General features: G+C 34.6%; 18 protein-coding genes, 1 tRNA gene, 1 other RNA gene and 1 other annotated feature. Of the genes, 7 read left to right on the plus strand and 13 right to left on the minus strand.

Going from position 1 to position 18,800, the window contains the following annotated elements; all coding sequences use genetic code 11:
* Window positions 1–227 precede the first annotated feature (227 nt).
* From AN960_RS11355 to tadA, 7 genes are all read right to left on the minus strand, one after another.
* Complete coding sequence (locus AN960_RS11355; RefSeq protein WP_056471197.1) at window positions 228–494, minus strand: pro-sigmaK processing inhibitor BofA family protein; 267 nt, start codon at window positions 492–494, stop codon at window positions 228–230.
* A gap of 122 nt (window positions 495–616) precedes the next feature.
* Complete coding sequence (locus AN960_RS11360) at window positions 617–844, minus strand: YaaL family protein (RefSeq protein WP_056471200.1); 228 nt, start codon at window positions 842–844, stop codon at window positions 617–619.
* A gap of 23 nt (window positions 845–867) precedes the next feature.
* Window positions 868–1,464, minus strand: a complete 597-nt coding sequence (recR, locus tag AN960_RS11365) for a recombination mediator RecR (RefSeq protein ID WP_056471203.1) — start codon at window positions 1,462–1,464, stop codon at window positions 868–870.
* A 12-nt stretch (window positions 1,465–1,476) separates the two neighbouring features.
* A complete protein-coding gene (locus tag AN960_RS11370; protein WP_056471206.1) occupies window positions 1,477–1,803 on the minus strand; it encodes a YbaB/EbfC family nucleoid-associated protein in 327 nt (108 codons plus the stop codon).
* Window positions 1,804–1,823: 20 nt separating this feature from the next.
* Window positions 1,824–3,509 (minus strand): DNA polymerase III subunit gamma/tau, encoded by a 1,686-nt coding sequence (dnaX, locus tag AN960_RS11375; RefSeq protein WP_056471210.1) that lies wholly within the window; start codon window positions 3,507–3,509, stop codon window positions 1,824–1,826.
* A gap of 121 nt (window positions 3,510–3,630) precedes the next feature.
* Window positions 3,631–3,895: signal recognition particle sRNA large type (gene ffs / locus AN960_RS24005), an RNA gene on the minus strand.
* A gap of 84 nt (window positions 3,896–3,979) precedes the next feature.
* On the minus strand, window positions 3,980–4,453 hold the full coding sequence (tadA, locus tag AN960_RS11380) for a tRNA adenosine(34) deaminase TadA (RefSeq protein WP_056471213.1): 474 nt from the start codon (window positions 4,451–4,453) through the stop codon (window positions 3,980–3,982).
* Window positions 4,454–4,535: 82 nt separating this feature from the next.
* Between tadA and AN960_RS11385 the strand changes: the two genes are divergently transcribed.
* The 3 genes from AN960_RS11385 to AN960_RS11395 all read left to right on the plus strand — a co-directional run bounded on the left by AN960_RS11385 (window position 4,536) and on the right by AN960_RS11395 (window position 6,548).
* On the plus strand, window positions 4,536–5,129 hold the full coding sequence (locus AN960_RS11385; protein ID WP_056471216.1) for a cysteine hydrolase family protein: 594 nt from the start codon (window positions 4,536–4,538) through the stop codon (window positions 5,127–5,129).
* Window positions 5,130–5,235: 106 nt separating this feature from the next.
* Complete coding sequence (locus AN960_RS11390) at window positions 5,236–5,877, plus strand: deoxynucleoside kinase (RefSeq protein ID WP_056471218.1); 642 nt, start codon at window positions 5,236–5,238, stop codon at window positions 5,875–5,877.
* Complete coding sequence (locus AN960_RS11395; protein WP_056471221.1) at window positions 5,874–6,548, plus strand: deoxynucleoside kinase; 675 nt, start codon at window positions 5,874–5,876, stop codon at window positions 6,546–6,548. Before AN960_RS11390 ends, AN960_RS11395 begins: the two co-directional genes overlap by 4 nt.
* Window positions 6,549–6,707: 159 nt before the next feature.
* Here AN960_RS11395 and AN960_RS11400 read toward each other — a convergent pair.
* Window positions 6,708–6,800: transfer RNA gene (locus AN960_RS11400), tRNA-Ser, on the minus strand.
* A gap of 232 nt (window positions 6,801–7,032) precedes the next feature.
* Between AN960_RS11400 and AN960_RS11405 the strand changes: the two genes are divergently transcribed.
* From AN960_RS11405 to cstA, 3 genes are all read left to right on the plus strand, one after another.
* Window positions 7,033–8,784 (plus strand): sensor histidine kinase, encoded by a 1,752-nt coding sequence (locus tag AN960_RS11405; protein WP_056471224.1) that lies wholly within the window; start codon window positions 7,033–7,035, stop codon window positions 8,782–8,784.
* Between the two features lie 3 nt (window positions 8,785–8,787).
* The gene (locus AN960_RS11410; RefSeq protein ID WP_056471227.1) at window positions 8,788–9,522 is read left to right on the plus strand and encodes a LytR/AlgR family response regulator transcription factor; all 735 of its coding nucleotides are present in this window, start codon (window positions 8,788–8,790) and stop codon (window positions 9,520–9,522) included.
* A 133-nt stretch (window positions 9,523–9,655) separates the two neighbouring features.
* Entirely contained in the window at window positions 9,656–11,449 is a 1,794-nt protein-coding gene (gene cstA, locus AN960_RS11415) for a carbon starvation protein CstA (protein ID WP_056471230.1), read from the plus strand.
* A gap of 53 nt (window positions 11,450–11,502) precedes the next feature.
* On the opposite strand, the gene serS is transcribed toward cstA, so the two are convergent.
* From serS to guaB, 5 genes are all read right to left on the minus strand, one after another.
* On the minus strand, window positions 11,503–12,777 hold the full coding sequence (gene serS / locus AN960_RS11420; protein WP_056471232.1) for a serine--tRNA ligase: 1,275 nt from the start codon (window positions 12,775–12,777) through the stop codon (window positions 11,503–11,505).
* Window positions 12,778–12,843: 66 nt separating this feature from the next.
* Window positions 12,844–13,068 (minus strand) — a binding site (T-box leader).
* A 51-nt stretch (window positions 13,069–13,119) separates the two neighbouring features.
* Complete coding sequence (pdxT, locus tag AN960_RS11425) at window positions 13,120–13,707, minus strand: pyridoxal 5'-phosphate synthase glutaminase subunit PdxT (RefSeq protein WP_056471235.1); 588 nt, start codon at window positions 13,705–13,707, stop codon at window positions 13,120–13,122.
* A gap of 12 nt (window positions 13,708–13,719) precedes the next feature.
* On the minus strand, window positions 13,720–14,604 hold the full coding sequence (pdxS, locus tag AN960_RS11430) for a pyridoxal 5'-phosphate synthase lyase subunit PdxS (RefSeq protein ID WP_056471238.1): 885 nt from the start codon (window positions 14,602–14,604) through the stop codon (window positions 13,720–13,722).
* Between the two features lie 133 nt (window positions 14,605–14,737).
* Window positions 14,738–16,087 (minus strand): serine hydrolase, encoded by a 1,350-nt coding sequence (locus tag AN960_RS11435; RefSeq protein ID WP_056471241.1) that lies wholly within the window; start codon window positions 16,085–16,087, stop codon window positions 14,738–14,740.
* Between the two features lie 91 nt (window positions 16,088–16,178).
* On the minus strand, window positions 16,179–17,642 hold the full coding sequence (guaB, locus tag AN960_RS11440) for an IMP dehydrogenase (RefSeq protein ID WP_056471244.1): 1,464 nt from the start codon (window positions 17,640–17,642) through the stop codon (window positions 16,179–16,181).
* A 115-nt stretch (window positions 17,643–17,757) separates the two neighbouring features.
* On the opposite strand from guaB, the gene AN960_RS11445 reads away from it, so the two are divergent.
* Complete coding sequence (locus AN960_RS11445) at window positions 17,758–18,717, plus strand: YaaC family protein (protein WP_056471247.1); 960 nt, start codon at window positions 17,758–17,760, stop codon at window positions 18,715–18,717.
* Window positions 18,718–18,800 lie beyond the last annotated feature (83 nt).

Consider the following 18,800-nt stretch of genomic DNA (forward strand, 5'->3'; position numbering starts at 1 on the left):
TTTAAATCTTGTATTGCTCAAAAAACTAATAATTGACGTTTACTTCATGTTTTGTTTAGTTTTCAAAGATCATCTTGTTTTTTAACAACTTAATCAGTTTATCATGTTCGACAAAATCTGTCAACAGTTGTTTTTTCTTTTTTTGTTATCGCCATCAGCGACGTATATAAATATAACATCCCCTCGATAAATGGTCAACAGTTTTTTAAAACTTTTTTTATATTTTTTTATACGATATAAATACCAATTACACTTAACGCTACAATACCCGGAACACCTAATATACTTAAGAATGCACAAGTAACAGCATTAATTGGAATGTGAAAATTATTAGAAGCTAAAGCATAGTTTAATATAAATACAATCATGACACATACAATACCTCTTAGTACATACTTGCTAATTAGTTTTAAAGCTTTAACTGGCAAACCTACTAATAATAGAAATAGGATTACAAATAAGGCAACCGAAATCATAATAATACTATTCACCACAAAAAAACTCCCCTCATATAACTTGTACACCTTTTACTAAGATTGTATGAGAAAAGGAACTAATCAATGACAAAAAATATTAATAAAAAAGAGTTTATTGCCTAAACAATAAACTCTTTTACCTATTTCATCTTTGTTATCAAAACATTTCTTGCCTTTGCTTCTTTTAATAAGAAGAAATATTTAGCTTGATAAAGCTTAACATGGATTAACAAGTCATCAGGTGGATCCACACTTCTTTCCATTAACTCTACCTGACTTAAGTAAATATCTTTGTAATCATGTAGTCTATCAACTAACTTTTCATCAAATTCTTTACGAATCTTTCCTTTTTTTCGAAAAAAACCCATGGTCTCTCTCCATTAATCAGTTTCTAAAGTTCTCTTCTACCTTCCAGAGCTTTTGAAAGTGTAACTTCATCTGCATATTCTAAGTCTCCGCCTACTGGTAGACCATGTGCGATTCGAGTAATTTTTATACCCGTAGATTTTAATAGCCTAGAAATATACATAGCAGTTGCTTCACCCTCAATATTCGGATTGGTAGCTAAAATAATTTCTTGAACTACATCATCTTTTAATCTGCTCAATAATTCCATTATTTTAATGTCTTCCGGTCCAACTCCCTCCATAGGAGAAATTGCACCATGAAGTACATGATATAAACCTTGATATTCTCTCATTTTTTCCATAGCAATTACATCTTTTGTATCTTGAACTACACATATCGTAGATCGGTCTCGATGTTGATCACTACAAATATAACAAGGGTCTTGGTCAGTTATATGGCCACATTCTGAACAGTAAAGTAGTTTTCTTTTTGCATCTATCATTGATTTTGCAAAGTCTAACACGTCATCTTGCTTCATATCTAACATAAAAAATGCCAGTCGAACGGCCGTCTTGGGACCAATCCCTGGCAATTTCATAAAACTATCTATTAATTTGGATATCGGCTCAGGGTAATGCATTTGTCTTAACCTCTAAAATAATCCTGGAATATTCATTCCTTTAGTAAACTGCCCCATTGTTTTAGCTGTTGCATCTTCAATTTGTTTAATTGCATCATTAGTTGCAGTTAAAACTAAATCTTGTAACATCTCAATATCTTCTGGATCTACTACATCTTCTTTAATAGTAACTTCAACAATTTGTTTTAATCCATTAGCTGTAACAGTTACCATTCCACCGCCAGCATTGCCAACAAATGTACGTTCGTTTAATTCATTTTGTGCTTGTTCCATTTGTTTTTGCATTTTTTGCATTTGTTTCATCATATTATTCATATTGCCCATTCCGCCACGCATCATTTTCATTTCCTCCAATATAGTTATTCTTTAATAATGACTAAATCTTCGCCAACAAGATTGATTGCTTCTTGTACGATTGGTGAAACTTCTGTTGAAGTCTCTTTTTGTTTTGTTGTATTTAAAAATGAATCCCTAGTCGATCTCCAATCTTCTTCGGGAATTGCTAACATACTCATTTCTGCACCTAATAAATTAGATAATGTTTGATTAATTGTTGTTAAGTGCTCTTGTTCTCCGTTATTATTGATTAAATCACAAATTGTCTCTGATTTAAAAGCAACAATACACTGCTCAGAAGAAGCTGCTACAACTTCACCATATGATACTAATGTCGCAGTAGAAACTTTATTTTGTTGCCTTAATTGATCTTGAAGTGATGTCCAAACTGCTATAACCTTATTTTTTTCTGGTTTAGAAGCAGCTCTTAGTACACCTTGAATTAAACTATTTGGTATTTTCGAACGAGATGTAGACGATTTCGGTTTTGGACTAGTAGAAGAATCATTCGTTCCACTTACTGTAATACCATTTTCCTTTAAAAATTTTACTTCTTTTTCAAGAGCATTAATTTTATTTATTAATGGTGTCAGCTCGTCCTGTTTTTTTCCGATACCGCTCACAGAAGCTTTTTGACAAAGTTGTACAATTGCCACCTCAAGCAAAACTCTCGGATGATTAGTCCATTTCATTTCTTGCTGACTTTTACTTAATGAAGCAATAATTTGATAAACTAACTCATCGTTGTATGAATCGCAAAGCTCTTTAAACTGATCACTAATTGTTGCTCTCTCAAGTAATTCAATCGTACTTGGTGAGTGCCTATATAATAGAATATCTCGATAATAAACTGTTAAATCTTCTATAAATCGAACTGGATCTTTACCTTGGTTTAATAGTTCTTCAATATTAGTCAAACAAACTGACACATTACCATCTATTATTGCTGAAACAACAGATATTAAACGTTCTTGAGCCACTGTGCCTGTTACCGCTAAAACATCATCTAATGAAATTGATTCATCGCTATATGATATAGCTTGATCCAGAATGCTCAACGCATCCCTCATTCCACCTTCAGCTGCACGAGATAACATCATCAAAGCTTCTGGTTCAATTGTTGTTTGCTGATGATTTAGTACAACTGTCAATCGATCTGAAATCGTTTGAGCACTTATCTTATGAAAATCAAATCGTTGACATCTTGATAGAATCGTCAAAGGTATTTTATGTGGTTCAGTGGTAGCTAATATAAAGATAACGTGACTTGGAGGCTCCTCTAATATTTTTAATAATGCATTAAAAGCCCCTATTGATAACATATGGACCTCATCTATTATGTACACTTTGAATTTGCCTACAGAAGGAGCATATTTTACTTTTTCCCGTATATCACGTATTTCATCTACACCATTGTTTGATGCAGCATCAATCTCAATTACATCTGAAATTGATCCATCAGTAATTCCTTTACAAATGGCACACTCATTACAAGGTTCATTAGTAGGTGCATGTTCACAATTTAAAGCTTTTGCAAAGATTTTTGCTGTACTCGTTTTACCTGTTCCACGCGGACCCGTAAACAAATATGCATGTGATACTTTTTGCTGAAGAAGGGAGTTTTGTAACGTTCGTATAATGTGATCTTGACCAACTACATCTTTAAATTGCTGCGGTCTCCACAAACGATATAATGCTTGATAAGTCAATTGGTTTCCTCCTTCTTACAAAGTCATCATTATTATACCCTATGTAATGATTTCATGGAAAATATTTTAAAGAAAACAAAAAAACTCACCCAAAATTGAGTGAGTTTTTATAAAGTTACTGCCGTGCACCACTCGTCGATGCACTACCCCAGGCGTTACTTAAACAGTTAGCTCGGCCCAGGCACCCCTACGGCACACGAGATGGCTCACTTATTGCTGCTTCCTTCCGGACCTGACAAGGTTCATGAGTTCTCGTTGCGTAGGACCCAGACGTCAACACCACTTATTTAAGGCAGACCCTGAAATAGATACACCTCGGAGTGGAATTCAGTCTCGCTAGAGCGGATTGCGAGTACAGGGCACCGCTACCTCCCCACCTAGCACGGCAAAGTTACAACCTAATTTTAAACCGCTGATTGAAGCGGTAGTTAAAGTATATACGAACCTAAATAAAAAATCAATCCTTGTCCTTATGAAGGTAAATTTTTCTTTCTAGATCGCAACTCTCTAAAGAAGTTCGTTAATAAGTTACCACATTCTTCTTCTAATATACCCGAAGTTACTTCACAGCGATGGTTAAATCGATCTTCTTGCAAGAGATTATATATTGATCCTCCACAACCTGCCTTCGGATCTTTTGCACCGAAAACAACTCTTGGAATTCTTGATTGAATTATTGCACCAGCACACATCGGACAAGGTTCGAGCGTTACATAAAGAGTTGTTTCCTCTAATCGCCAAGAATCAATAACCTTACACGCATCTTCTATTGTACTCATTTCTGCGTGACCTAAAGCTGTTTGTTTTGTTTCACGTAAATTATACCCTCTTGCAATGACTTGATCGTTGTAAACCAACACAGCTCCAATAGGTACTTCCCCTATTTCCTCTGCTTTTAGTGCTTCCTCTATTGCCAACTTCATATAAAACTCATCTTTATTCAAACTTTACACCTCTTTATTTCTTTAACAAACAAATATTCTTTTTACGAGTAGATAAACTAAACATAGATTGGAGTGAAGCCGATTGAATTCTTCAAATCAAAAAGACAAGCAGTTGCCTGCATTATTAATTGTCGATTTAATCAACTCATTTACTTTTAAACACGGAAGTGTTCTTGCGGAAAAATCAATCCATATGGTTCCGAAAATAAATTACATAAGAGACATTTTTAAAAACAAAAAACTTCCTACTATATACGTTAATGATCACTATAAAATCGAAAACCCGACTCAAAAGAAACTTATTAAGCATTGTCTAAATCCTTTAAGTTACGACTTAATAAAACAAATACAACCTAATGAGGAAGATTATTTTATCTTTAAGCCTAACTACTCAGGTTTTTACTTAACAAGTTTAGACGAATTACTTAAAAAATTAAAAATTACCCATTTAGTTATTGTAGGTGTTGCAGGAAATCGTTGTGTACTTTTTACAGCAAATGATGCATTTATGCGGGATTATAACTTAATTATACCTCAAGATGCAATTTCCTCGGTTACAGATTATGATGAGAAGGTTGCAATTTATATGATGAAAGACATTTTAAATGCAACGCTTATTCAAACTCAAGAAATAGAAGAAATGATCAATCATTTGGTGAACTCAAATAATCAGTAATTGGAAAAATTTTAAAATTGTATTCCCTCTGACTACAGTATGTTAAAATAGTTTCTGTATGTTTTTTGAGTATGATACGGAATTTGACTAGTAAGGAGGACAAGAGATGATACGTGTACCTTTTATAACAGTAGAAGGACCTATTGGTGTCGGAAAAACATCTCTATCCAAAGCGATCTCTGAACACTTTCATTATGAGCTATTAAAAGAAATTGTAGATGAAAATCCTTTTTTGGGTAAGTTTTATACGGACATTGAAGAGTGGAGTTTCCAAACAGAAATGTTTTTCCTTTGTAATCGATTTAAACAACTAGAAGATATAGACCGAATGTTTCTTAAAAAATCGATTCCAGTGGTTGCAGATTACCACATCCTTAAAAATTTAATTTTTGCTAGCAGAACATTAAAAGACAAGCAGCATGATAAATATTTAAAAATATATCAAATATTAACTGAGGATATGCCAAAGCCTAATGTGGTTATTTACTTAACGGCAAGCCTTGAGACTCTACAAAAGCGTATTCAACTTCGTGGTAGAGAATTCGAACAATTGATCGAGGATCAGTACCTACTTCAGTTAATTGAAGATTACGAGACACACATGAAAGAATTTCAAGCTAAATACCCTGAAATTCCAGTGTTAAAATTTGACGGTGATCAAATTGACTTCGTTAATAACCCAAGAGATTTAGCGATGATACTTGAATCGTTAGAAAACACCTTACAAAAGGAGCTAAGAAGTATATGAATTTACGTGAAAAATACGGAATACGAAATGATGCAGTTATTACAATTGCCGGGACAGTAGGTGTAGGAAAATCTACTATGACCAACGCTCTTGCAGATGCATTAAACTTTCGTACATCATTTGAAAAAGTAGATACAAACCCATACCTAGATAAATTTTATCAAGATTTTGCTCGTTGGAGCTTCCACTTACAAATATACTTCTTAGCAGAGCGATTCAAAGAACAAAAAAGAATGTTTGAATACGGCGGTGGATTTATCCAAGATCGTTCAATCTACGAGGATACTGGCATCTTTGCGAAGATGCATTACGAAAAAGGAACGATGAGTGAAGTAGACTACGAAACATATACTAGTCTTTTTGATGCTATGGTTATGTCTCCTTACTTCCCTGCTCCTGATTTATTAATTTACTTAGAAGGTACATTCGATGAAGTTGTTGAGCGAATTAAAGAGCGTGGACGTCCTATGGAGCAACAAACTCCGATTGAATATTGGAAAGAAATGAATACACGTTACGAAAACTGGATTAATAACTTTAACGCTTGTCCTGTCCTTCGTTTAAGTATTAGCGAATATGATTTAATTAAAAATGAATCTTCTGTAGAAGAAATCGTTAAGAAGATTGGAAACGTGCTAAATCATTCACAAAAATATATGAAATCTAGATAATAGTTGTCTTCCAAATAAATAAAAGAAAAAGCTGCGAACTTTACATTGTACTGTACGCAGCTTTTTCTTTTTCGATTTATTTGATAAACAAACAAAAAACTCGTTACACGAATGTAACGAGCTGTCTAATATATATGCACTCTTTTATTTATAAAAAAATGGAGGAGTAAGAGGGATTCGAACCCCCGCGGGCTGTTACACCCCTGTCGGTTTTCAAGACCGATCCCTTCAGCCAGACTTGGGTATTACTCCGTTTTGACAAGATTTATAATACCATACAAAAAAAATGAGGTCAAGCATTCTTCTAAAAAAAATATAAATTTTTTCCGAAAACTAAAATGCCCCTTTTAACGACAGTTGTTATTGTCTTCTTATTATTAAAATATATACCTTTTATATAAGTAGAAAAAATATACAGAAAATTCATTTGTATTTATAATGGTACTACCATTTAAAAACATTAGAAATTTTTAAGGAGAAAGAAATGTTTGAATTAATACCGCTAATGCTGGAACGAGTGGGTATTCTCGTTATACTTGCCTTTTTACTTTCTAGAATGAAATCATTTAGACAAATCATTCAAAATGAACACTCCTTTGGTGCAAAAGTGATCCTAATTGTTATATTTGGCGTTTTTGGTGTAATTAGTAATTATACCGGTGTTCATATTTATCATGAGTCAATTATGTCTCAGTCATGGCACTTCAATGTAGCAAGTAATAATGCAATTGCAAATACACGAATTATGGGGGTTGCCATTGGCGGTTTAATCGGCGGTCCAATTGTTGGCTTAGGAGTCGGATTAATAGCAGGCTTACACCGTCTAACTTTAGGTGGATTTACTGCATATGCATGTGCCATTTCGACAATCGTTGCGGGAGTTGTAACAGGACTACTTAGAAAAAGATTCGGGATACAGAAAAACATATCCCTTTGGAGTGTCGTTTCAATTGGTATTATTATGGAATGTGTTCAAATGGGGATTATTCTTTTAATCGCAAAACCATTTTGGGCATCTCTTCAACTTGTCGAAGTAATTGCTCTACCAATGATTCTAATAAATGGATTTGGTACGCTTATCTTTATATTAATCATCCAAAATATTTTACAGGAAGAAGAAAAAACGCGAGCGCTTCAAACAAACAAAGCCTTCTATATTGCAGAGCAAACTTTACCATTTTTTAGACAGGGACTAACCCCTCATTCATGTAACGAAGCGGCAAAAATCATTTTTAAATTAACCAAGGCAGATGCAATTTCGATTACTGATCACAAAAGCGTACTTGCTCATGTAGGTGCAGGTTCAGATCACCATGAACCAATGAATAGCTTAGCAACAAAACTAACTAGAAAGGCTTTAAAAGAGGGAAAAATTATTATTGCTACTTCAAAAGATGAAATTCAGTGCTTCCACATGGATTGCCCTTTAAGTGCGGCTATCGTACTGCCGTTAAAAGCTTTAAATAAAACAGTTGGGTCTTTAAAGCTATATTACACGGATTCCAACAAGTTGGGAAAAGTTGAAAAAGAACTAGCCGACGGATTATCTAAACTTTTTTCTACCCAATTGGAATTAGCAGAAGCTGAACTGCAGCGGAAATTAATGAAAGATGCGGAAATAAAAGCATTACAAGCACAAATGCATCCCCACTTCCTGTTCAACTCTTTAAATACAATTTCAAGTTTAATTAGAACAGATGCTGATCAAGCTAGAAAATTACTAATCCATTTAAGTACTTTTTTTCGAAATAATTTACAAGGGGCAAGGCAGACCTTAGTCACTTTAGAAAAGGAATTAGAACATGTAGAAGCATATTTAACCATTGAACAAACTAGGTTTCCTACTAAATTCCTTGTTGAGTTCCAAATAGAACCTCATTTAAAAACGGTTCAAATCCCCCCTTTTACACTTCAACCACTTATAGAGAACTCGATTCGACATGCTTTTTCGAAGGAAAAAAAATTAAAGGTAACTGTGCAAGCATATGAGTTCAATAATGATATGATTCTCATTACTGAAGATAATGGCAAGGGGATTTCGCCAGAGCTACTAAATACAATTGGGAATGAAACAATACAGTCTAAAGAAGGAACTGGAACAGCCTTATGGAATATAAAAAAACGAATTGAAGAAATTTACGGGGAAAAAGATTATTTTCAAATAAAATCTGACCTCAACTCGGGAACGAAAGTATCGATAAGGATCCCATTAATGCAAGAAGTAATGGAGGGATAACTCATGTTAAAGGCACTAATTGTAGATGATGAACCATTGGCAAGAGACGAACTAGCTTATTTACTAAAAAGAAGCAAGGAAGTCGAAATAGTTGGTGAAGCGGACTCAATTAGAAGTACATTGGAACTCTTACAAATACAAGAAGTCGACGTTGTATTTTTAGATATCCAGCTAGCTGATGAAAGTGGATTAGAATTAGCTCAAAAACTGCAGGACCTTACCCATCAACCAGCAATCGTCTTTGCAACAGCTTTTGACGAGTACGCTTTAAATGCTTTCGATTTACACGCGATTGATTATATTTTAAAACCATTTGATGAAATAAGAATTCAGAAGACTATTGAAAAACTAGCAAAGCTAAGTATGAAACCTATTAAAACTGAAGTAAAAAAGAATCCTCCACTTTTAAAACAAGATAAATTGGCTATTTCGGTTGATGAGAGAATTCTTTTAATAACGTTCGAAGAGATCATCTATATTTTTACACAAGAAGGTAAAACAAGTGTCGTTACTGACAAGATGACATATCAATTGAATGAACCTTTGATCAATTTAGAACGAAAGCTACAAAATACATCATTTACCCGAGTCCATCGGAGCTATATTGTCAATTTGGATAAAATCATTGAAATTCAGCCTTGGTTTAATTCCACATATAATTTAATTATGTATGATGGCGAAAAAGTACCTGTTAGTCGAACGTACACAAAGGAGCTTAAACAACTTTTTAATTTATAAGCTTGTATTTCAATAATCCATTCATGCTTCTCAACCTGTTTTTATTGCAGTTTACGCTGAAAATCCAAAATTTTAGTTTTCATAAAGTAAAATTAGTGTAAATAAAAGAAACTTAGGAGGATTATTAAATAAAATGAATGCGGTTACAATTGTTATTGCTTCTATGTGTATTTTGATGATTGCATATCGTCTATACGGAACATTTATGGCTGTGAAGGTACTTAAGTTAAATGATTCTATACCTACTCCAGCTCATGAGTTAAATGATGGTAAGGACTATATCCCTACTAACAAATGGGTAACATTTGGTCATCATTTTGCTGCAATCGCAGCAGCTGGCCCTCTAGTAGGTCCAATTTTGGCCGCTCAATTCGGTTACCTTCCAGGTCTGTTATGGCTTTTAATTGGAGCTGTAATTGGTGGAGCAGTACATGATGCAGTCGTTTTATATGCTTCAATGAGAAAGAAAGGAAAGTCGCTATCAGAAGTAGCAAAAGAGGAACTTGGACCAGTTGCAGGCTTCTGCACGGGACTAGCTATGCTATTTATTATTACAATTACAATGGCCGGACTTTCAATGGTTGTTCTTCATGCGCTTGAAAATAATCCATGGGGGACATTTGCAGTTGGAATCACTATACCAATTGCAATGGGTGTAGGACTACTATATAAAAAAACTGGCAATTTAAAATTGGCTTCAACGATTGGATTTATTTTGTTAATGGTTGGAGTTTTTATGGGACCGACAATTCAAGAAACTGCTATAGGTGATTTTTTAACTTTTGATACACAGACATTAGCTATTATACTACCGATCTATGCTTTTTTTGCTGCTGCTTTGCCAGTATGGCTTTTACTAGCACCTCGTGATTATCTAAGTAGCTTCATGAAAATCGGTGTATTCATTGCACTCATCATTGGGGTATTTATTATTAACCCATCCATACAGTTTCCGACTGTAACAAAATTTGTTAACGGCGGGGGGCCGATTTTAGCTGGCCCAGTTTGGCCATTTATTTCAATTACGATAGCATGTGGAGCAATCTCAGGATTCCATGCATTTGTGGGCTCTGGTACAACTCCAAAAATGCTTGATCGATGGAGCGATATAAAGGTCGTAGGATTTGGCGCAATGTTAGTTGAATGTTTAGTAGGTATCATGGCATTAATCGCTGCTACTGCACTTCAACCGGCAGACTACTTTGCAATTAACTCTACTCCAGAAGTTTTTAAAACTTTAGGAATGAATGTTGTCCACTTACCGGAACTTAGTAAAGAAATTGGATTAAGTCTAGAAGGACGTACTGGTGGAGCTGTTACATTGGCGGTTGGAATGACGTACATATTTACTTCGATCCCTTGGTTTAGTCACCTAGCATCTTATTTCTTCCAGTTTGTTGTTATGTTCGAAGCCGTATTTATTTTAACAGCAATCGATGCTGGAACTCGAGTAGCACGATATTTAATTCAAGACTTCTTTGGTGAATATTATAAACCATTGAAGAAAACTGATTGGATACCAGGTTCAATTTTTGCAAGTGCGCTAGCATGCTTTATGTGGGGTTACCTCTTATTTTCAGGGGATATTGGATCAATTTGGGCATTATTTGGAGTATCTAATCAATTAATGGCTTCTATTGGGTTAATCATTGGTGCAACAGTACTATTAAAGATAGCTGATAAACGTTGGTATATGCTTACATGTTTGATTCCTCTCGCTTATCTTTTTATTACAGTAAATTATGCAGGATACTGGATGATCAAAAATGTTTATCTTAACCATGATTCAGCCGGATATAGTATGTTAAATGGTGTCTTATCGATTATCATGTTAGTATTAGGTGTCGTGATTTTAATTTCTGCTATTAAAAAATGGATGGAATTGTGGAACACACCTAATTATAAAATGAATGTTAAAACAATCTAAATAAAAAGCAGATGTGTCTTGAGAATAATATCTCGATCCATCTGCTTTTTTACTTATTTAATTACTTCTTTTCCACCCATATATGGACGAAGAACTTCAGGAATAATAACTGAACCATCAGCTTGTTGGTAGTTTTCTAAAATTGCAGAAACCGTACGTCCAATTGCAAGACCAGAACCGTTTAATGTATGAAGAAATTCTGGTTTTCCTTTTGGATCACGTCTGAAGCGTATATTCGCTCTTCTTGCTTGGAACGCCTCAAAGTTACTACAAGAAGAAATTTCTTTGTATGCATCATAGCTTGGTAACCAAACTTCAATGTCATACGTTTTTGCAGAAGAAAATCCGATATCTCCAGCACAAAGTGTAATGACACGGTATGGTAATCCTAATAATTGAAGAACTTTTTCAGCGTGAGCTGTTAATTTTTCTAACTCAATATAAGAATCTTCAGGTTTTACAAAGCGCACTAGTTCAACTTTATTAAATTGATGTTGGCGGATTAATCCTCGTGTATCACGACCAGCAGAACCTGCCTCAGAGCGGAAACACGCGCTATATGCAGTATATGCGATTGGTAATTGAGCACCATCAAGAATTTCGTCACGGTGATAGTTTGTTACAGGTACTTCTGCTGTTGGTACTAAGAAAAAGTCTTCTTTTTCGATACGGAACGCGTCTTCTTCAAATTTTGGAAGTTGTCCTGTACCAATCATGCTAGCTCGATTTACAAGATTAGGAGGTAGCATTTCAGTATATCCATGCTCTTCTGTATGAAGATCTAACATAAAGCTGATTAGGGCACGCTCAAGTTTGGCTCCTAAACCTTTATAAAAAGTAAAACGGCTACCAGTAACTTTAGCACCACGTTCAAAATCCAAAATCTCTAAGTCAACACCTAAATCCCAGTGTGCCTTTGGTTCGAAATCAAATGTACGAACTTCGCCTATTCTACGAATTTCAACATTCTCCTCTTCTGTTAATCCAACTGGTACTGAATCACTAACTAAGTTAGGAATTGTAAATAGAATAGCGTCTAATTGCTCTTCTAGCGTTCTAATCTCTTCATCTAGAGCTTTAATTTTATCTCCAACTTCTCTCATTTCAACAATTAGTGCTTCAGCATCTTTTTTCTCACGCTTTAACACACTAATTTCTTGGCTAACCTCATTGCGTCGGCTCTTTAACCCTTCAACCTGAACAAGTAATTCTCTACGATTTAAATCTAAGTCTTCAAATTTCTCGATATAGCTTATGTCTCCACCACGTAATTGAAGTTTTGCTTTTACATCTTCAAAATTGCTACGTAATAATTTAATGTCTAACATTTCAATTCCTCCTATTCTTTTTTTGTCTAAAGGATAAAAATGAATACAAAAAAGCCCTCATCCCATAAAAGGGACGAGAGCTACCCGCGTTGCCACCCTAATTGAAGAATTAATAAGTAATTCTTCCACCTTAGTATAGTTAACGGACTATATTACCGGAGTTACTTACTAGCTAAAAGCATTCCGTAACTCGCTCAAGAATGGATTCACAAGTCTTCATTATCGGTTTGCACCAACCACCGACTCTCTATAAATTTAGAACTTGCTACTATTTTCTTTCATCGCTTTAGACAATTTAAATTTATATAATAATTTACTATAAGCTTTTACTTTTTTCAATAGTTACATACTTAAATTTGCACTTTTTTCCTTAACCATCTCTACAAAGTAATTCATAAAACGGTAATCATTCGTTAATTCTGGATGGAAAGATGCTGCTAACATGTGATTTTGTCTAACCGCTACAATATTACCATCATGTTCTGCAATAACCTCTGCATCACCTGATACTGAACGAATAAATGGTGCTCTGATAAATACAGCTGGGTAGTCTTCACAAACACCTTTAATTGGGATGTTTACTTCAAAACTATCCACTTGTCTACCATAAGCATTACGTTCAGCTACCATATCCATAACTCCTAGATGCACCGTGTCATCATTTGCAATCTCTTTTGAAAGTAAGATCATGCCTGCACATGTACCGAATGCTGGTAAACCATTTTCGACTTTCTCTTTTAAAGGTTCTAATAACCCAACGTGATCAAGCAACTTACGCATTGCAGTGCTCTCTCCACCAGGTAATACAATACCATCAAGTCCATCTATATGTTCTACACGTTTCACGATAACAGCTTCAGCACCACATGCTTTAATTGCATTTATATGTTCTTGAACTGCACCTTGTAATGCTAATACACCTATTTTCATAAATTCACCAACTTAAATGCTACGATCTTGCATACGATCTGCTGCAGCAAGTTGTCTCATGTCGATACCTTTCATAGCAGGACCTAAGTTTTTAGAAAGGTTAGCGATTAATTCGTAATCTTGATAGTGAGTAGTAGCTTGTACAATCGCACGAGCAAATTTCTCAGGGTTTTCTGATTTAAAGATACCAGATCCTACGAATACACCGTCAGCGCCTAATTCCATCATTAAAGCTGCATCAGCAGGAGTTGCTACTCCACCAGCTGCAAAGTTAACAACAGGTAAACGACCAAGTTCTTTAATTTGAAGTAATAATTCAAATGGAGCGCCAAGGTTTTTAGCTTCAACCATTAATTCATCACGAGATAAACCAACTACTTTACGGATTTCTCCATTGATTTGGCGTAAGTGACGTACTGCTTCTACAATGTTTCCAGTACCAGGCTCACCTTTTGTACGTAGCATAGATGCGCCTTCACCAATACGACGAAGTGCTTCACCTAAGTTACGGCAACCACAAACGAATGGAACAGTGTAATCTGATTTATTAATATGGAAGATATCATCTGCTGGAGATAATACTTCACTCTCATCGATGTAATCTACTCCCATTGCTTCTAAAACACGCGCTTCAACGATATGTCCAATACGAGCTTTAGCCATTACAGGAATACTAACAGCGTTAAGAATTTCCTCAGTAATACTTGTATCAGCCATACGTGCTACTCCACCAGCTGCACGAATATCAGATGGTACCTTTTCTAATGCCATTACTGCTACTGCACCAGCAGCTTCCGCTATTTTAGCTTGCTCAGCATTTACTACGTCCATAATAACGCCGCCTTTTTGCATTTCTGCCATGCCGCGTTTTACACGTTCTGTTCCTGTTAAATTCATTGTTATGCCCCTCCATTATTAAAGCTTACTTGGTAACATTTTAGTATTTCTTATCCCCTAGTTAAAGTTACCTTACTTTTATTTTACTGAAAAAACGACAACTTAACAATTACTGATATACTTATATAGAAATTTATTTAAATAAACCACCAATTCCGCCTACGATGCTATCCCATAAATTCCCGAAAAATGATCCAATTCCTCTAAATGATAGAACTAACCAATTTGCTTTATCAACACTTTTATCAACTACTAAATCAAATGACTGATTATTAGTATTGATAAATCCTAAATCTTCATTCTTTGAAGATTTAACCACAATTTGTCCAACCTTTGTACCTTTTTTAATTGGAGCTTTAATATTGCCATTCTTATCGATTGACTTACCTGATAATTGGACAGTTGCTTTATAATTTTTAGCTTCACCGCGTTTTACAGCTAAAGTAACATCGTCTTTTGCTACTACTTTTACTTCTTTATCTTTACCTTTAACTACTTTTACTGTTTTATTACCTTTTACTGTTTGACCTTTTGATACCAATGTAACCTTTTCGAAGTTACTGAACCCGTAATCCATTAATTTAGCCGTTTCACTGAATCTAGAGTTATAAGAATTTGCCCCCATTACAACTGTAATATAACGTTGACCATCTCTTTTAGCAGTTCCAGTAAAACAGAATCCAGCTGAATCCGTTGAACCTGTTTTTAATCCATCCATACCTGGGTACTGAAATACTAATCCTGGTAACATCCAGTTCCAGTTATCCATTTTTACTGGATACTTTCCACCTTCTTGGAATGTTTTCTTTGGAATTGAAGAAGTTTGAAGTACTTCAGGATATGTTTTAATTAGATTATAAGCTAATTTTGCAACACCGTTTGCTGACATAATATTTTCATCTGTAAGGGCAGTTCCCTCTGGTTGCATACCTTGTAAGTCTTTATTTACTAAACCAGTAGCATTAACAAATTTAACGTCTCCTAGGCCAAGTTTCTTTGCTTTATCGTTCATTAATTGGACGAAGTTTTTCTCTGATCCACCAATTTTTTCTGCTAGTGCAATTGTCGCACCGTTTGCTGAATAAATAGCAGCTGCTTCATATAGTTCTTTTACTGTATATTGACCACCTAATTCAAGTGGTACGTTAGATAATCCAGTGTTTTGAGAGATTTTATGAGCATAATCAGAAACAGTTACTTTATCGTCCCAAGAGATTTTCCCAGTTTTTACTGCTTCATTAACTAGATACTCTGTCATCATTTTAGACATACTTGCAATCGGTAATGGAGCGTTTGAATTTTTTTCATATAATATTTTCCCTGAATTTGCATCAACTAAAATCGCAGCTTTAGCTTTAATGTCTAAAACGTCCTCTGCAGCAGCTGGTCGTAAATTCATTGGGATAATTATCGTTATCGCTAATGCTATTACTATCAATTTTGTTAGTATTTTCTTTCCAATCACTGTCTTACCTCCAACCATTAATTTCACTTGTTCATTTTAACACAATTATTTCCCAAAAAATAGGCAACTACAATTTCTTGTAATTGCCCTAGGTAGATTGCTTAAATTATTAAAGTGAGTAATTTGGTGCCTCTTTTGTAATATGAACGTCGTGCGGATGACTTTCACGTAATCCTGCACCTGACATACGAATAAACTGTGCGTTATCTCTTAATTCATTTAATGTAGCAGTACCACAGTAACCCATACCTGCTCTAATTCCACCGATTAATTGGTGAACTGTATCAGCTAATGGGCCTTTATATGGAACACGTCCTTCAATACCTTCAGGAACTAGTTTCTTATTACCTTCTTGGAAATAACGATCTTTACTTCCTCTTTCCATTGCTCCAACAGAACCCATACCACGATAAACTTTAAATTGTCTACCTTGGAAGATTTCTGTTTCACCAGGACTTTCTTGTACACCAGCAAACATGCTTCCTAACATAACTACATGCCCACCAGCTGCAAGAGCTTTAACGATATCTCCTGAGTACTTAATACCACCATCGGCAATAATAGGAACTCCGTACTCTCTAGCAACAGAAGCACAGTCATAAACTGCAGTTAGTTGAGGAACACCTACACCAGCAACAACTCGAGTAGTACAGATCGAACCTGGTCCAATACCAACTTTTACGATATCTGCTCCAGCTTCAATAAGTTCTTTAGTTGCTTCACCTGTAGCAACGTTACCAGCGATTATTGCTAGTTCTGGGAATCTACTTCTTATTTCTTTTACTTTTTCAATAACGCCTTTAGAGTGACCATGTGCTGTATCAATTACAATTACATCGACGTTAGCTTTCACTAAAAACTCTACTCTTTGAAGTGCATCTTTTGTTACTCCTACAGCTGCACCTACAAGTAATCGTCCTTGTTGATCTTTCGCTGAGTTTGGAAATTCAATTACTTTTTCAATATCCTTAATTGTAATTAGGCCCTTTAAAGTACCGTCTTCATTAACTAGGGGTAGCTTTTCAATTTTATGTTTTTGAAGAATTTTTTCTGCTTCTGCAAGTGTAGTACCAACAGGAGCAGTTACTAGATTTTCTTTTGTCATAACATCTGAAATAACAATTGAATAATCTTGTATAAAACGTAAGTCACGATTTGTTAAAATACCTACTAATTTTCTATTCTCTGTATCGTTTACGATCGGAACACCTGAAATACGATATTTACCCATTAAATATTCAGCGTCTGCAACTTTATGAGATGGTGTTAAGAAAAATGGATCATCAATTACACCACTTTCAGAACGCTTTACTTTGTCTACCTGTTCAGCTTGATCTTCAATTGACATATTTTTGTGGATGATACCTAATCCACCTTGTCTAGCCATTGCAATAGCCATATCTGCTTCTGTAACTGTATCCATTCCTGCGCTGATTAATGGAATATTTAATTGAATTTTCTCAGTTAATCTCACACTTACATCAACTTGGTTTGGAAGTACTTCAGATTTCGCTGGAACTAGTAATACATCATCAAAAGTAAGTCCTTCTTTTACGAATTTTGATTCCCACATAAAAAAGCCCCCCTATACACGTATAAATATTATTAGTAGATTAACAATAGGATAAAACACTGTCAAGGAAGTCAAATTATGTTTAAATATTCAGTTAATAAGGAGTTCCTCTCTTATGTTATATTCGAATAGTAATGTATGGGATGAGCTATGTTATTTTAGCTCTGCACAGTATTCAAAAAACTATCTTCAAACAAAATATGAACGAACTAATTCCAAAGAACAAAAAACAAAGGCTTTCCGTAATGCTTATCCATTTTTATATTATATTGAGCACGGGAAAAGTTATTTTCATGCAGCTCAAAATTCTCAAATTAATGTAAAACCTACATTACTGTTTTATGGGCTTGTACAATTATTAAAGGCTTGCATCCTCACCGTAGATCCTGATTATCCGAGTACCACTTCAATTCTGGCTCATGGTGTTACCTCAAGAAAAATAAAAAAAGTAGGATACTCTTTTGTTGATGACGAAGTTAAAATCCAAAAAAATGGATTATTTACACATGCTTCTAAAGTATTATTTAAACTTAATAATTTAGAAAGTGAAAAGTTTACAATGCTCCAGCTTTTACAATCAATACCAGAATTAGGAAAAATCCTTAAAATTACCAAAAAAGGAAACTTATTTCTTCCAATTACTGTTGATAATGATGTAATCACTATACCTGAACAAATTTTGTCATCCTATCATTTTACTTCAGAACGTTTTATTTCATTTCTTCAATCAAAGCAAGCTTCAATAGATATTGTAATTGTTGAACAGAATCAAAAGCAAATTAAAATTAAATCAAATTTTCCTGATAAAACTTTAAGTAAAGCGCCATTTTATTTTAATATATTAAATCAAAGTTATTTTTTAAAGTCACAAAAGGAAGCGCTTTTATTATTACCCGAAATTCTTTACCACTATCTACTTTTATATAATTTGAGTATGATTTGTCGCTACGAAACTGACTGGTGGTGTGAACTTTTACAGACCTATTCTACTGATGATTATCCTTTAATACACCAATTTTTAACAACAACAGAACAAAAAATTCCTTATTTAATTCATCGTTTTTTAACTACATAATAAACCAAAAAACATCAGCCTAATAGCTGATGTTTTTGGTTACCAGGCGACGTTCTACTCTCACAGGGGGAAACCCCCAACTA

Source organism: Bacillus sp. FJAT-25509 (assembly GCF_001420605.1).
In the GTDB taxonomy this organism is placed as follows: Bacteria; Bacillota; Bacilli; order Bacillales; family Bacillaceae_G; genus Gottfriedia.